The sequence below is a fragment of the Marinitoga arctica genome (assembly GCF_054657315.1).
On record NZ_BAAHYY010000003.1, the window covers coordinates 69,278 to 85,533 of the forward strand.

Annotated in this window: 15 protein-coding genes; 5 read left to right on the forward strand and 10 right to left on the reverse strand. The window is 26.0% G+C overall.

The features are described 5' to 3' along the window. Positions 1-258 precede the first annotated feature (258 nt). The 9 genes from ACYQ44_RS01610 to ACYQ44_RS01650 form a co-directional block, all read right to left on the reverse strand. Positions 259-2,106, reverse strand: a complete 1,848-nt coding sequence (locus ACYQ44_RS01610) for an ABC transporter ATP-binding protein (RefSeq protein ID WP_459994728.1) — start codon at positions 2,104-2,106, stop codon at positions 259-261. Next, entirely contained in the window at positions 2,103-4,301 is a 2,199-nt protein-coding gene (locus ACYQ44_RS01615) for an ABC transporter ATP-binding protein (RefSeq protein WP_459994729.1), read from the reverse strand. Before ACYQ44_RS01615 ends, ACYQ44_RS01610 begins: the two co-directional genes overlap by 4 nt. Before the next feature lie 3 nt (positions 4,302-4,304). Next, positions 4,305-4,730 (reverse strand): MarR family winged helix-turn-helix transcriptional regulator, encoded by a 426-nt coding sequence (locus ACYQ44_RS01620; RefSeq protein WP_459994730.1) that lies wholly within the window; start codon positions 4,728-4,730, stop codon positions 4,305-4,307. Continuing rightward, complete coding sequence (locus tag ACYQ44_RS01625; RefSeq protein ID WP_459994731.1) at positions 4,714-4,965, reverse strand: NAD(P)H-dependent oxidoreductase; 252 nt, start codon at positions 4,963-4,965, stop codon at positions 4,714-4,716. Before ACYQ44_RS01625 ends, ACYQ44_RS01620 begins: the two co-directional genes overlap by 17 nt. A gap of 127 nt (positions 4,966-5,092) precedes the next feature. Next, complete coding sequence (locus ACYQ44_RS01630) at positions 5,093-5,593, reverse strand: hypothetical protein (protein ID WP_459994732.1); 501 nt, start codon at positions 5,591-5,593, stop codon at positions 5,093-5,095. After that, the gene (locus ACYQ44_RS01635) at positions 5,590-6,081 is read right to left on the reverse strand and encodes a hypothetical protein (RefSeq protein ID WP_459994733.1); all 492 of its coding nucleotides are present in this window, start codon (positions 6,079-6,081) and stop codon (positions 5,590-5,592) included. Before ACYQ44_RS01635 ends, ACYQ44_RS01630 begins: the two co-directional genes overlap by 4 nt. Next, the gene (locus ACYQ44_RS01640; protein WP_459994734.1) at positions 6,078-6,719 is read right to left on the reverse strand and encodes a lactate utilization protein; all 642 of its coding nucleotides are present in this window, start codon (positions 6,717-6,719) and stop codon (positions 6,078-6,080) included. Before ACYQ44_RS01640 ends, ACYQ44_RS01635 begins: the two co-directional genes overlap by 4 nt. Next, the gene (locus ACYQ44_RS01645; RefSeq protein ID WP_459994735.1) at positions 6,709-7,614 is read right to left on the reverse strand and encodes a cation diffusion facilitator family transporter; all 906 of its coding nucleotides are present in this window, start codon (positions 7,612-7,614) and stop codon (positions 6,709-6,711) included. The genes ACYQ44_RS01640 and ACYQ44_RS01645 overlap by 11 nt, the downstream gene beginning before the upstream one ends. Then, positions 7,604-7,933 (reverse strand): ArsR/SmtB family transcription factor, encoded by a 330-nt coding sequence (locus tag ACYQ44_RS01650; RefSeq protein ID WP_459994736.1) that lies wholly within the window; start codon positions 7,931-7,933, stop codon positions 7,604-7,606. The genes ACYQ44_RS01645 and ACYQ44_RS01650 overlap by 11 nt, the downstream gene beginning before the upstream one ends. 142 nt (positions 7,934-8,075) lie before the next feature. Here ACYQ44_RS01650 and alr point away from each other — a divergent pair, with 142 nt between their 5' ends. Genes alr through ACYQ44_RS01670 form a run of 4 tightly spaced genes read left to right on the forward strand, consistent with a single transcriptional unit; the run spans position 8,076 to position 13,353 of the window. Continuing rightward, on the forward strand, positions 8,076-9,182 hold the full coding sequence (alr, locus tag ACYQ44_RS01655; RefSeq protein WP_459994737.1) for an alanine racemase: 1,107 nt from the start codon (positions 8,076-8,078) through the stop codon (positions 9,180-9,182). A gap of 1 nt (position 9,183) precedes the next feature. Beyond that, on the forward strand, positions 9,184-10,224 hold the full coding sequence (locus ACYQ44_RS01660; RefSeq protein WP_459994738.1) for a 3'-5' exoribonuclease YhaM family protein: 1,041 nt from the start codon (positions 9,184-9,186) through the stop codon (positions 10,222-10,224). A gap of 2 nt (positions 10,225-10,226) precedes the next feature. Beyond that, a complete protein-coding gene (gene topA, locus ACYQ44_RS01665) occupies positions 10,227-12,470 on the forward strand; it encodes a type I DNA topoisomerase (RefSeq protein WP_459994739.1) in 2,244 nt (747 codons plus the stop codon). After that, positions 12,460-13,353 (forward strand): D-alanine--D-alanine ligase, encoded by an 894-nt coding sequence (locus tag ACYQ44_RS01670; RefSeq protein WP_459994740.1) that lies wholly within the window; start codon positions 12,460-12,462, stop codon positions 13,351-13,353. The genes topA and ACYQ44_RS01670 overlap by 11 nt, the downstream gene beginning before the upstream one ends. Before the next feature lie 16 nt (positions 13,354-13,369). Here ACYQ44_RS01670 and ACYQ44_RS01675 read toward each other — a convergent pair whose 3' ends face one another. Next, positions 13,370-14,806: a GGDEF domain-containing protein gene (locus ACYQ44_RS01675; protein WP_459994741.1), complete on the reverse strand. Its 1,437-nt coding sequence runs from the start codon at positions 14,804-14,806 to the stop codon at positions 13,370-13,372. Between the two features lie 93 nt (positions 14,807-14,899). On the opposite strand from ACYQ44_RS01675, the gene ACYQ44_RS01680 reads away from it, so the two are divergent. Next, positions 14,900-16,252: a hypothetical protein gene (locus tag ACYQ44_RS01680; protein WP_459994742.1), complete on the forward strand. Its 1,353-nt coding sequence runs from the start codon at positions 14,900-14,902 to the stop codon at positions 16,250-16,252. Positions 16,253-16,256 lie beyond the last annotated feature (4 nt).

Consider the following 16,256-nt stretch of genomic DNA (forward strand, 5'->3'; position numbering starts at 1 on the left):
GTCTAAAATGAAATAAAGATTCGAAGATTGCCCTTAAAATTATGAATGTAAGCCATTACATTCATAATTTTAAGTGAAACAATACACGATGTATTGTTTGAGCAACGGCTGAGAATGAATGATTTTAAGGATTAGCAATCAAGCTGTCTGAATGAATTTAACTTTTTAGGCAGTCTTTTAATAATTATAACATATAACTTTTAAAAAGTAAAATTTTTATTATAAAATTAATGCCCCTTTCGGGGCATTATAAATTCCTTATATTTCTTCTGCAAGTTCAAATTGAGAATTATATAAATCTGCATAAAATCCTTTTTTCTTTAGTAATTCTTCATGTGTTCCTTGCTCAACAACATCTCCTTCATTCATAACAATTATTAAATCAGCATTTTTTATAGTTGATAATCTATGAGCAATTACAAAACTAGTCCTTCCTTTCATTAATCTTTCCATAGCTTGTTGAACTTTAAATTCTGTCCTAGTATCAACTGAGCTTGTAGCTTCATCTAATATAAGTATTTTAGGGTTAGCCAAAAAAGCTCTTGCTATAGTTATTAATTGCTTTTCTCCTTGAGATAAATTATTCATTTCTTCATTAATTAACATATTATATCCATCTGGCAAAGCATGAACAAAACTATCTACATGTGCCATTTTTGCTGCTTCTATTATTTCTTCTTCAGATGCATCCAATCTTCCATATCTAATATTATCCATTATTGTTCCGCTAAATAACCATGTATCTTGTAATACCATACCAAAAATAGATCTCAACTCTTTTCTTGAATAATCTTTTATATTTACATCATCAATTAAAATAGCACCATCGTTTACATCGTAAAATCTCATTAATAATTTAACTAAAGTGGTTTTCCCTGCACCAGTTGGGCCAACGATAGCTACGGTTTGTCCTGGTTTGATATATTCTGAAAAGTTTTTGATTACGATTTTATCTGGATTATAACCAAATTTTACATTTTTAAACTCCACTTTTCCTTTTACATTATCTATATCAATTTTTACTTTTGGATCATCTACTTCTTCCTCATTATCTAAGAATTCAAATACTCTTTCTGCTGCTGCAGCTGTTTGCTGAAATACATTTGATATATTTGCCAATTGTGCGATAGGTTGCGTAAAAGATCTTACATATTGAATAAATGCTTGAATATCACCAACTTCTATAATTCTTTTAGCAGCGAACCACCCTCCCATTACAGCAACAACAACATAACCTAAATTTCCAACGAAATTCATTAATGGCATCATTATACTGGATAAAAATTGTGATTTCCATTCAGAATCATATAATTCTTTATTCATATTTTTAAATTTTTTAATACTTTTTTCTTCACCATTAAAAGATTTTACAATAACATGGCCTCCATACATTTCTTCTACATGTCCATTAACGTGTCCAAGGTACTCTTGCCTCTTTTTAAAATATTTTTGTGAATGTTTAATTATAAACATCATTAAAAATCCCGATATTGGTAATATAATCAAGCTAACAAGAGTCATTTGCCAGCTAATAGTTAACATCATTACCAGAACACCTAATACTGTTGTTAAAGAGGTGATCATTTGAGATAAACTTTGGTTTAATGTATTACTTATAGTATCAATATCGTTTGTAATTCGTGATAATATTTCACCATGATTAGTACCATCAAAATATTTTAATGGCATCTTATGTATTTTATCCATTATTTGTTTCCTTAAATTGTATGTTACCTTCGCAGAAATTCCTGTCATTAACCATCCCTGTATATATCCAAATATTGCACTAGCTATAAAAATACCTAAAAGTATAATCATTATATTTGAAATATATATAAAATCAATTCCTGTTGTACTTCCCATGATTTTTCCAATAATACCTTCAAATATTTTTGTAGTAACTTTACCCAATATTTTTGGTCCTACAATTGATAAAGCAGCGCTAGCCATAGCAAATATAATTGCAATAATTAAAACTATTTTATATGGAGATAAATATTGTATTAATCTTTTCATTGTACCTTTAAAATCTTTTGCTTTTTGTACAGGCATAGCTGCCATCATGGGACCTCTTGGGCCACCTCTGCGGCTTTTATTATCACTCATGCTAATTCCTCCTCTGATAGTTGTGAGTAAGCTATTTCTCTATACACAGGACATGATTTCAATAATTCATTGTGTGTACCAATACCAACAATTTCACCTTCATCTAAAACAATTATTTGTTCAGCATTCATAATAGTAGCAATTCTTTGAGCAACAATTATAAATGTACTATTTTTAGTATATTCTCTTAACTTTTTTCTAACATTTAAATCTGTTTTAAAGTCCAAAGCAGAAAAGCTATCATCAAAAACATATATTTTCGGTTTTTTTGCTAATGCTCTAGCAATAGATAATCTTTGTTTTTGTCCTCCAGATAAATTTGAACCACCTTGAGATACTTCATGTTTAAACCTTTCAGGAAATCTATTTATGAATTCTAAAGCTTCAGCTACATCTGCAACTCTTTCCATTTCATTATCTGATAAGTTTTTATTTCCATATTTAATATTAGTTTCTATTGTTCCACTAAACAAAGTAGCTTTTTGAGGTACATAACCAATATATTTTCTTAATTCATTTTGAGTTAATTCTCTCACATCGATACCATCAATTAATACTTGGCCTTCAGTAACATCATATAATCTAGGTATTAAATTTACCAATGAAGACTTTCCAGAACCCGTAGATCCTATAATTGCTGTTACTTGACCAGGCAATGCCTTAAAAGAAATATTTTTCAGAGCATAATCTTCTGCACCAGGATATTTAAAGTAAACATTTTTAAATTCTATTTCACCTTTGATATTTTCATCAAAAGATTTTGGATTTTCAGGGTCAATTATAGAAGGTTTAGTATCCAGTACTTCTGCAACACGATTCGCTGAAACAGAAGCTCTTGGTAAAAAGATAAATATCATTGTCATCATTAAGAAAGAGAATATAACTTGGATTGAATATTGCATAAATGCCATCATATCCCCAACTTGAATACTAAAACTATCAACCTGCTTTGCACCGAACCATATAATTAATAACATTACGGAATTCATTACAAACATCATTACAGGCATTAAAAACGACATTAATCTTCCTATAAATACTTGCGTTTTTGTTATTTCTGTATTTACACTATCAAATCTTTCTTTTTCTTTATTTTGGGTATTAAATGCTCTAATAACCATCATACCTGTTAAATTTTCCCTAGAAACTAAATTCAATTTATCTACTAATTTTTGAAAAAGTTTAAACTTTGGAAGAGCAAAATAAAAAATTGTTCCAATAATACTTATTAATACAGCAACAGCTAATGCAATTATCCAACTCAATGAAGGACTTTTATCTAATGCTTTAAATATGGCTCCAACACTTAAAATTGGTGCATAAAACATTATCCTTATTAATATAACCATAACATTTTGAATTTGTGTAATATCATTAGTAGTTCTTGTGATTAATGATGCAGTAGAAAATTTATCAAATTCTTCTCCAGCAAAGTTTTCAACCTTTGTAAACACCTTTTCTCTCAAATCTTTAGCTAGTCCTGCTGCTGTTTTAGATGCAAAAAATCCAACTACTATTGCCATTAAAGCACCTAATAATGTTATTAATAACATTATCGAACCAGATTTTAATATATAATTTCTTTGTTGTTTATATAAATCTACTCCAAGTTTTTCATATTCATTTTTAACAGACAATATTAATGATTGCCTTACCATTTCATCGCCAGTTATTTTAATCTTTTCATATAAATTATTAGCAAAATTAATTCTTTGATCTAATGGAATAAAATTTAATAATTTAAATATATTAATTTTGCTTTTCGTATTTATATTTAATCCTTCAGTTTCACCTTTTTCAATACCAGATACTGCTAAAAATGATTTTGCAAAAATTTCTTCTAACTTGTTATTTTCAGTACCTTCAAATACATATAATCCTTTCTCATTTTTTAAGTTAGGATATAGTTTCATATAATCTTTAAAATTTTCATCTGAAGATTTTATATATTTAAAATTCTCAAGTATCAAAGTTTTTTCATCGTTTGACATAAAAATAAATAAATTTTTCATTTGTGAATCTCTTATCGCTTTTGGTATAGTATCTTCTATTCCATTTTGTTGAATTCCTACATTAACAATATTTGACATATAATCTGGTAATGCTAAATCTACTCTAGCTTGAATATATAAAAATGCTATAGCTAATATTAAAAACAATGTATATGGTTTTAAATATTTCATCAACTTTAACATAACTCATTCCTCCTCGAAAATCTTTTTTAAAATTTTTAATCCATTTAATACAGACTCTAATTCTTTTTCAGATACAGTATTTAATTTTTCCTCTATTTTCTTTTCTATTAATTGATGTTTTCTTTTTATAATATCATTGAACTTATCTGTTATTTCTACATATATTTTTCTTCTATCTTTTTTATCCCTAATTCTTTTAACATATTCATGCTTTTCTAATCTATCTACTATACCAGAAACAGTGCTGTTAGATAATCCAACCTTCTTGCTCAACTCGCTCATTGTCATTTTTCCATTTTTTAATAATTCACCTAAAATAATCCATTGGGAAGATGTAATATCTTTTGTATCAAAAAAAGTTGTCATAGATTTTTTGAATGACTCTCTAATCTCTTTAAACAAAATTATTATTTCAAATGCTTTGTTCAACCTTATCACCACCTTGTAATTTTGCTTTTTTAACATTTTCTTTTAGTTTTTCGACATCATCATTAATTACACAATAATCTTTTTTTATACATACTTCACATCCTAAACAATAATTGATTTTGTAATCTTTTAAGTTAATAATTTCAACTTCGAAAGGTAGTTCTCTTATAATATTTGACAATAGATCATAAGTTCTTCCTTTTCTCATACTCGAGTTAATAGCAACAACTTTCATAATTTCACCCCAAAAAACAATTATTTCGCATACGAAATATTCGCATGCGAAATAATTATAATCTTAAAATATTTAATTTTCATTACTTATAAGTTAATAAATATTTATGTAAAAATCATTATAGCCTTTATTTCTTTTTATCTGTAAAAAACAATTCCATTATGTATCCACTCATAAATGCATAGATTATAATAAAAAGATTTAAGAGTAATACGAATTTTATATTTAATATAGAAAGCGCAAAAGGTAACCATTGTATTTTAATAGACCACGCGGCAATTGTTACTGCTATTACCCCAATATTTGCCCCATTATTTATTAATTCAGCAAAAAATGAATAAAAAGCATATGCTGGCCCCACCATTAAAGTACCAAATATCCCCCCTAAAAATTTCCCTTTTAGCCCACTTTCTTTTCCTACAATTTTAACAATAGTTTTTTTGGGAACAATTTCTGATATGTATCCTGTTAAATATGCAACACTCATTATTATAGGAAATAAATTAATAAATGTTTTAATTGCATATTTTAAACCTAAAAATGCTTTATTAGGATTAAATATCATTAAAATTATAGCTATAAAAAATATGATAATTTCTATTTTATAATTTTTTATAAAACTTTTCATAGTATCAACTCCATTAAATAGGCTATAATTATTATTGATACTACAGAAAACATATTTCTTATTATAGTAAATTTTTTTCCGAAATTTTGTAATTCATACGTTATAAATATTATTCCTAACATTACCCATGATAGCAAAAAAGAAGATACGAGTGAGACACTAGCATTATTTTGAAATAAATATTGAGCTATTGGATATCCAGATGCAGGAGGCCCCATCATTATAGCACCTGTAAATAAACCAGTTATAATACCTTTTAACCCGGAAAATTTTAATAGGAAATCACCTACTTTTTCTGGAGAAAGAAAATTTTGTAAAATGCCTATAATTAAAAATATAGAGAAAATTCTTATCGAATTTTGAATGAGATTTTTATTTCCTTTTTTTATCGCTTTTTTTAATTCTTTATTTCCTTTTTTTACTTTCAATTGTATATATAGGATGATTACAAATATAAGCATTATTATTCCGAAAATTAAATTACTCATAATCCCAAATCTTCTTTCACTAAAATTATTTTAAATCTCCCTGGATGTCTTACACCAGTTTCAACGATTACTCTATGAACACAAATTCTTTCAGAGGATAAGCAATCATCACATTTTCCTGTGTATGTACAAGGTGTATCAAACTTTAATCTTTTAGAATTCATTGGTGAGATATATTCAATTCTTTTATTTGCGCTATCTAAATCTGGAACAATTTTATTCATACCAGCTATAATTATTACATTTCTTGGTCCAAAAATCATAGGTGCTACTCGTGTCCCATTTCCATCAAGCTGAACAATTTTTCCATCTTCTGTTATTGCATTTGCGCTACATAAAAAATAATCTGATCTAAACATTTCAAAGTATATTCTTTCCAAATCTTCTTTGGATCTTGTATTATATCTATCTAAAAAATTAAATTTACCGCTTCTAAGAAATTCCAAAACCCCACATTCACTCAAGGTTAAACTTCCACCTACTGCAACTACTGACCCATCCTCCATTATTTCATTTAATAGTGGAACTACATCCTCTTTTTTATTTACTAAATAAGCGTCATGTTTTTTTCTTTTTAATGCTTCCACTACCTTTTCTCCTAATTTTTGATATTTCCAATCCCATAGTTCAGTTCTCATGTTTTCCCTCCTCACATAGTTTTTTTTCAAATTGGATAGTTGTGTGATTTATTTCAAATTTTTCACTCAAAATTTGATTTAATTCCTTTAAATATTTATCTAGATTATACTCTTCCTCATCTTTTAAGGAAATGTGACACTCAAGATATTTATCTTGTCCATCAGTAGTCCATATATGTATATGATGTACATTATTAACATAATTTAATTTTTCGAGTTCATTTTTTATTTTATCTAATTTCATTTTTTCTGGAGTACCTTGAATTAAAATATTCACACTTTCTTTTAATATATAATATCCTTCGAAAAGAATATAGGTACTTATTAACATAGTAAATATTGGATCTAAAATATACCAATTATAATTATATATAAATATTGCACCTATAATAATCATAATTGAAGATAATGTATCACTTGCTATATGAACAAATGTTGCTTTTATATTTAAATTTTCTTTTGAGTCCTTATATAATAATACCGCGGTTATTAGATTTCCAATGAGCCCAATAATTGAAATTATTAACATTAGTTTTCCATTGATTATTTCTGGGTTATAAAATTTTTTAATGCTTTCTACAATTAAAAAAATCGCAACTACAAATAGAAATAATGTATTTGTAAATGCTGCTAATATTTCTACTCGTTTATAACCATATGTCCTTTTTTCATCTCTAGGTTTTTTTGAAATTTTTCTAGCAATATAGCTTAATAATATGGCCATTGTATCATTTAAATTATGTAAAGAGTCTGATATTAATGCTAAACTATTGGAAAATATTCCACCTAGTATTTCTGATAATGTAATAATTAAGTTAAAAATTATAGAAAATAATAATTTTTTATCTGTTAAATTATTACCATGATTATGTGTATGGTGATGTTCATGTGCCATAATTATCTCCTTTCTCTTTTAAATGTTCGAAAACCATATTTATAATTTCTTCTATATGTTTATCTTTTAGCGAATAAAACACATTTTTCCCTTGTTTTCGATATTTTACAATATTCATTTGTTTTAAAAGACGTAATTGATGAGAGACTGCAGATTGTGAAATACCAGCTATATTTACTATTGTTGAAACACAAAGTTCTTTCTTTAGTAATGCTAATAAAATCTTCAATCTTGTTTCATCTGCAAAAACTTTATAAATTTCTACAGCTTCATTTATTAATTCTTGATTAGTTTCATCAATTTTTAGATAATCTTGCATAACTCACCTCCTATATATGAACAAATGCTCATATATATTGTATATTTTTTCTAATATTAAGTCAACCAAATTCTATATTGTAACTTTTTTTTAATATTTATACTTTATTATTATATAGCTTAATTTAAACTGGAGGTGCAATATGTTTGATAGAAAAACATTTGTAGAAATAAATATAAAAAACTATATACATAATATACAATTAATACAAGAAAGAGCAAAAACACAGGTTATTCCAGTTTTAAAAGCTGATGGATATGGTCATGGTGCAATACCGCTAGCAAAAGCTGTATATGATTACGGTTTAAATTTAATTGCTGTTGCATTTTTAGGAGAAGGTATTGAAATTAGAAAAAATGGAATTAATTTGGAAACTCTTGTTTTTAATTACGCTACTCCAAAAAGTATAGAAGAAAATATTGATGGTTATATATATACTATAGGATCTCTAAATCAATTGAAAGAATTAATTGATTATTTTGGTAAAAAAATAATCAAAATAAAATTCCATATTAATATAAATACTGGAATGAATAGAATGGGAATTAACTTTGAAGAACTTGATAAGGTTATTGATTTAATAAAAGAGTATAATATAAATATTCAAGGGGCATATTCGCATTTTTCTACAGCTGATAATCTTGATGATTTTGTTAAAGAACAATATAATAAGTTTATATCTGCTATTAATTATATGGAAAAATCAAATGTCGCTATTCCTGTAAAACATATATGCAATTCTGCTGCATCTTTATATTTCCCTGAATACGCACTTGATTATGTTAGACCCGGAATTGCAACATATGGGTTGCAACCTTCGGATGTTAAAATAGAAAAAGAGTTAAAGCCTGTATTATCCTGGAAAAGCATTGTTGCAAGAGTTGGTATATTAAAGAAAAGTGAAAGTGTGAGCTATGGACGAACTTATTTTGCAAGCAAAAATATTCCCATTGCTACAATTCCTGTTGGATATGCAGATGGATATTTCAGACAATTATCCAATAAAGGATATGTTTTAATAAATGGGGAAAAATGTAATATAGTAGGAAGAGTTTGTATGGATCAATTTGTAGTTGAAACAACAAAACTTTCAAATGTAAATTTGGGCGAAGAAGTTGTTTTAATTGGTTCTCAAAATGGTAGTTTTTTATATGCTGAGGAATTAGCAAATTTAGCAGGAACTATTAATTATGATATAACGTCAAAAATAACAAAAAGAGTACCTCGTGTTTATATTGAGGAGGAATAAAATGAAAGATAATAGTATGAATTTGGGAGAACTTTTAAAAGAAAAAGGACAATTGCCAAATGAATTAATATCAAATGATGAAACTTACATATCAGAATTAAAACCAAATGATTTTAAAGAAGTTGAAGGAAAGGTTTTGAGTAAGAGATTACAAGCTACAAAAGATGGTAAAGACTTTTTACTTTTTACAATAGGCGATAAGACAGGAACATTAAGAGCGATTGATTGGTTTAATGCGAAAGAAAATTCTGAAAAAATAAATATTGGCGATATTATACGCGTGAAAGGGAAAATAGTGGTTTTTGATAATCGGTTACAGTTAAATCTTGAAAAAAATTACAATATTCATATATTAAAAGATGAAGAAATTAATCCTGAAAAATTCATAAAAACATCATTAAAAAACGCTCAACAACTAAAAGAAGAGCTTTATTCTATCATAAATAATATTAAAAATATTCAAATAAAAAACTTATTAACTTATATTTTTATTAAAGATAAAAAATTTTTTAATGACTTTTCTTATTCTCCTGCAGCCATTAATGTTCACCATGCATATAAACATGGATTGTTGGAACATACAATTGACGTTGCAAGGTTATGTGATTCAATTTCGAATAATTATAAAAATTTAGTAAATAAAGACTTGCTTATTGCTGGAGCTTTGCTACATGATATTGGAAAAATTAGAGAATATGAAATTACACCTTCTGGTATTGAAAAAACTGATGAAGGAGAACTAATTGGACATATTGCTTTAGGTATTCATATGGTAATTGAATATTCAAAAAAAGTGCAAAATTTTCCAAAAGCTTTATTAGATGAAATATTACATTTGATAGCGTCACATCATGGTGAATTGGAATGGGGAAGTCCTATTTTACCTAAAACTATAGAAGCTTTTATTCTTCACTTTGCTGATAATTTAAGTTCAAAGGTTGAACAGGTAAAAAGCCATATTGAAGATTCTAATAATACTCATTGGACTGACTATAATAAAAATCTTGGAAGAAAATTAAAAATAAGAAAAACGGAGGATTAATAATGCCTAAAAAAATTAAAAATGTTGTGATAGTTGAATCACCAGCTAAAGCCAAAACAATTGAAAAATATTTGGGTTCTGATTACAAAGTAGTTGCTTCTAAAGGTCATATTAGAGATTTACCTCAAAAAAAATTTGGTGTTGATATAGAAAAAGATTTCGAACCAGAATTTGAATTAATGCCAGGAAAAGAAAAAGTAGTATCAGAATTAAAAAAAATCACTAAAGGTAAAAAAGTTTTTTTAGCTCCTGATATGGATAGAGAAGGAGAAGCTATAGCTTGGCATTTAAGTTATTTGCTTGGTCTAGATGAAAATGATGAAAATAGAATTGTATTTTCTGAAATTACCAAAAATACAATTTTGGATGCAATCAAATCCCCTAAAAAAATTGATAATAAAAAGGTAGGAGCTCAATTAGCAAGAAGAATTCTTGACAGAATTGTGGGTTATAAAATAAGCCCTATACTGTGGAGAATATTAAAAGATTATAATACTAGTGCTGGTAGAGTACAATCTGCTGCATTAAAACTATTAGTTGATAGAGAAAGATCAATTTTTATATTTAAACCAAAAGAATATTATAAAATTTCTCTAAAATATATGGAACAACAAATTCCTTTAGCAAAAATTAATGGAAAAAAATTTAAAAAAGAAAGTATAAACGAAAAAAAGAAAAATGAAATTCTTCAAACTTTAGAAAAGGCTACATTTTCTATAGAAAATATACAAGAAAAAGACGTAAAAAGAACTCCTCCTCAACCATTTATCACAAGTACTTTACAGCAAAGCGCAATATCAAAATTTGGATGGTCCTCTAAAAAAACCATGCAAATTGCACAAAAATTATACGAAGGCGTTGATACTTCAGAAGGTCCTATTGCTTTTATAACCTATATGCGAACAGACTCAACAAGAATATCAGATGAAGCACAAAAAAAAGCTCTTGAATACCTAAAGGAGAATTATGGCAAAGAATATATGGGTTCTTTTAAAGTTAAGAAAAGCAAGAAAAAAATCCAAGATGCCCACGAAGCAATAAGGCCAACAGATATTTCTATTGATCCTAAGAATGCAAAAAAACTTATTTCTGGAGATTTATTAAAATTATATACATTAATATGGAACAGATTTATCGCATCCCAATCTTCAGCATCTATATATTCAGAAAAAACTTATTCTATAGTTGATAATTCAAAAAAATATACATTTGAAGCTGTAGGTAGAAAAAGAAAATTTGATGGATTTGAAAAATTTTGGTCTTCTTCTACAAACGAAAAAGAATATGAATTACCTGAAAAAGGGAAATTAAAAGACGTAGAAATAATCGCAGAAAAAGATGAAACAAAACCTCCTGCAAGATATACTGAAGCATCTCTTGTTAAAGAAATGGAAGGAAAAGGAATAGGAAGGCCTTCCACATATGCATCAATAATTACTACTTTATTAAATAGAAAATATGTAATTAAACAAAAAAGCAATTTAATACCTACACTTGTAGGCTTTATAGTCTCCGATTTGTTAGAAAAGAATTTCCCTGAAATAGTTGATGTTAAATTCACCGCCAAAATGGAAGAAAGTCTTGATAAAGTTGAATCAGGTGAAATAGCTTGGAAAGATGTTTTAAAAGAGTTCTACACTGATTTTCAAAAATTCTTAACTGATACAGAACAAAAAATGAAAGAAAAAGCTCTTGATTTCTATTATAAGTCCAACATTAAATGTACTAAATGTAAAATAGAAATGGAATTACAATTTGGAAAGTATGGTTTATTTCTAAAATGTCCAAAATGCGGTGAAAACAAAAGTCTTCCAAAAGGAGTTTTAGGAGTTACACTTGGCAATAATGTTCATCTTAATGAAGAAAATATTATCATAGAAAAAGGCAAAGAAGAAAAAACAGGAGGAAAATGTCCAAAGTGTGGCGGAGATTTAATTATAAAAAGCGGTAGATTTGGAAAGTTTATAGCATGTTCAAATTATCCAGAGTGCAAATATACTGCCCCACTTCCGGCAAGAGGAAAATGTCCAAAATGCGGAAATACTGTTCACAAACTTAAAAGCAAAAAAGGTAAAATATATTTCAAATGTTCTGAATGTGAAGAAATGTTTTGGGATGAGCCTTCAGATTATAGATGCCCTTCATGTAACGGACCATTATTTTATAAAAAGAAAAATAAAGAAGAAATGCTTTATTGTCCTGAAGAAAAAGAATACTTTAAAGAGAGTGAGTTGAATGAATTATAATATAGCATTAATCTATGGTGGAAATTCAAATGAAAGAGATATTTCTATTTTAAGCGCCAATAATGTTGAAATGGCATTAATAAAATTAGGCTATACTGTTTTTAAATATGATTTAAAATATGATTTTGATAAATTTTTAGATGAGTATAAAAATATACATTTAGTTTTTAATGTTGTTCATGGTTTTGAGGGAGAAGATGGAACCTTACAAAAAATATTAGAAAAATTAAATGTTAAATATATAGGCTCAAATTCTTTAGTTTCTCAAAATACGTTTGACAAATTAGTTTTTATGCAAAATATTGAAAAAGATTTTTCTATTCCTAAATATATTGCTACTAAAAAATATATAAATCCTCCTTTTGATTTTCCACTTATAATTAAACCGAGAAAAAGTGGATCAAGTCTAGGAATACATATTTGTCACAATTTTGAAGAATACAACAAATATTTAAATGAAGAATTAAATATATATAATGAAATGATAATACAAGAATATATAAAAGGAAAAGAAATTTCTGTTAGTATAATAGAAAAAAATAAAGTACCAATTGTACTTCCTATTCTCGAAATAAAGCCTAAAAAAGAATTTTATGATTTTGAAGCAAAATATACTGAAGGAATGACAGATTTCGAAATCCCTGCAAGAATAAATAAAAAAATTGAAAAAAAAATAAAAAAAGATTTTAAACAGATATATTTAAATATTGGGTTAAAAGATTTTGCAAGGATAGACGCAATAATAAAAGGAAATGATTATTATATTCTTGAAGCAAATACTGTACCTGGATTAACTGAATTAAGTGACCTTCCCCAATCAGCTTATGCATATGGCTTTTCTTTTGAAGAATTAATTGATATTTTAATTAAAAATAATTTGTAAATTCCCGTTTGGGAGTTTACATTTTTATTTTTCCTTTAGACTCTTTTTTTGCTTTGTATAACAAATCATCGGCTCTTTTTATATATTTATTTATTTCTGATGCGTTATTACAAATTACTCCTCCTGCTGAAAACGAATAACCAGTATTTTCTTTATATAACATACTGATTCTTTTCATTAATTTAATTAAATCTTTTTCCGTTACTTTGTTTAATATTATTAAAAATTCATCTCCCCCTATTCTAAAAGCTTTATCATCCGCTCTAATATTTTTTAAAAGAATATTTGAAAATATTTTTAAAATTCTATCCCCTTCTTGATGCCCATAGTTATCATTAATTTTTTTAAAATTGTCCATATCTATATACACTATACCTATATTAGTAACTTCTGATAATTGCAAATACTCTATATACTTTTCCAAACTCATTCTATTAAATAATCCTGTTAAGAAATCCTTTTCGGCATTTATTTTTAGTGATTCAATATATAATTTATTCTCCCAAAATACCGAAACCAATTTTGAAAAGTATTCTAAAGCATATAATTGATCACTTGTAATTGGATTTAAAGTATATCTATTATCAGCTATTATAAAACCAAATATTTTTCCTTCATTTTTTAACGTACAAATTGCACATTCACCTTTTATATCTAAAAATTCTTTCAACTTTCTAGGAAAACGTGATTCCGATAGCAATGTTGTTTTTCCCTTATTTAAAATATCATTGATATTTTTTATTTCTTCTTCAGTTATTTCATATCCTTTTATCTCTTCCTCTAAAGAAGAAAAAAAATCTTTTTTTGTATAAATATCTATCATATATTCAAAATCATAATTTTCTTTCCCCATCATCGTCCAAACTGCATATGCTTCATTTGTATTTTTAAATCCAAAAGCTCTTAATATCTCATATTTCACACCATTTTTATGAAAAAATATAGCCCTATTAAAAGATCCTCCTGTTTCTATTGTAATAATTGTTAAAAAAATATATATTAGCTTATTTATATCGGTAGTATTTTTTGATGCTTCTTCTAAAAATCTTTTAGAATCTAAAAATATATAAGCCAAATTACTCCCTTTTAACATTAAATCTAATATTTCATTTGAAGTCTCAGTATTAATTTTTTTAATTATATATTTAATTAAACTTCTTTCAGTTCTTTTTAATAACGAATAATTTAGTATTAACATTTTATCTTTATGTCTTAATAACACTTTTTGTTCAAAAGATTTATTAACAAAATTTATTTTCCCTAATTTTAATAAATGAGTTTTTTTACTTAATTTCAATAATCTATATATGTTTTTTGGAACCTCTGATGGTTTTTCTGATATAGATATATCCATATATATTGATTCATTCTTATTGCTTATATTTTCAAAAATAAATAATAATCCTTTGCTAAAATCAGTATTAATAATATAATCTTCATATGGCAATAACATATAATTCCCCCAATATTAACTATTTTTATAAACATTAAATATATTAAAAATCTTTTTTTGATATAATTATATCAAATGAATTGAGGTGATTCAATGAAAAAATTCGCTTTTTTTATTTTATTATTAATAAATGTATCTATATTTTCATTTAATATTTTAGATAATTATGATTTTTATATACTTATAAACAATCCACAAAAACTATACATAAATTTGTATTCAAATATTCCTTTTTTCAGGTATTTATACTCTAAAGAAGGTGCCGGACAGGAGTCATTATATGAATATTTAGCAAAAAATTTAAATGATGATGAAATAAAAGAAGCTCAAAATTTTCTTTCTTCAAATTTTCTTTTTATTTCAAATAACTTATTTAATATTCAAGATTTTTTTTGGATAAATCCTGTTCAAGATGTAATACGTTTTTTAAAAAAATTTGATGGTTATATTATTACTGATTACAGAAATCAAGAAAAATTAATTAATCTGATAAAGAATCTTTTTAGTTATGATGTAGAATATAATAATAATAATAGAGAATACTATATTAAAAACTTAAACTTGAATTTTTATTCTATTGGTGGTCATATAATTTTTTATAGAGAAGATATATCACTTGAAAAAATGTTCAAACTTTTGGATGACTTTAATTCATTAAAGTCCACTATACATGATAATATTTTCATATCCTTTAAAAATCAAAAATTAAACTATTTACTTGAACCTATTCAAATAAATCAGATGTCAAAATATTCGGATAATACCTCTGGCATTATTAAGGGGAATTACTTAAATAAAGAATTTGTATTCAATATTCAAAGTTCTTTAAAATTAATATCTTTTTCTAAATTCGATAGTAATTATAAAATTTTTGGAGATTCTTTAATTTATTTAAATATAAATTCCTTCTCAGAATTATATAATGTCATTGAAAGAGTTTTTTCTCCTAAAGATGAATATTCACAAAAAGCTCTGGAACTCATATTAAAATCAATTGATTTTAATAACAACATATATTTTAGTGAATACTTTTCCAGAAAAGGTGATGGAATCTCTGTTATAATACCCGGATCTGTTAATCTCGACTTTTTAGAAAAAAAAGCTAAAACTTGGGGAACAGAAAAAAGAACTTTAGGGAATTATTTTTATTATTCAATTTTCTATAATAATATTGGAACTCCTCTTTATTTATATGTTAATAAAAATCAAATGGTTATTTCATCAATATCTCCAAACTTAATGAAATATCTAATAGTAAATTCAAAAAAATTCTCTAATTTAAAAATCTTTAATTCAAATGATTTACCTAAAAATATATTATATATTTGGTATTCTAATATAAACTCTTTCTTTGAAGAATATATAGGAGATTCTGTTCCAGGAGAATTATTAATTATAAATGCATCTGAAAATAATAAATTTATTGAGAAAATAATATTAAGGTAGGTGT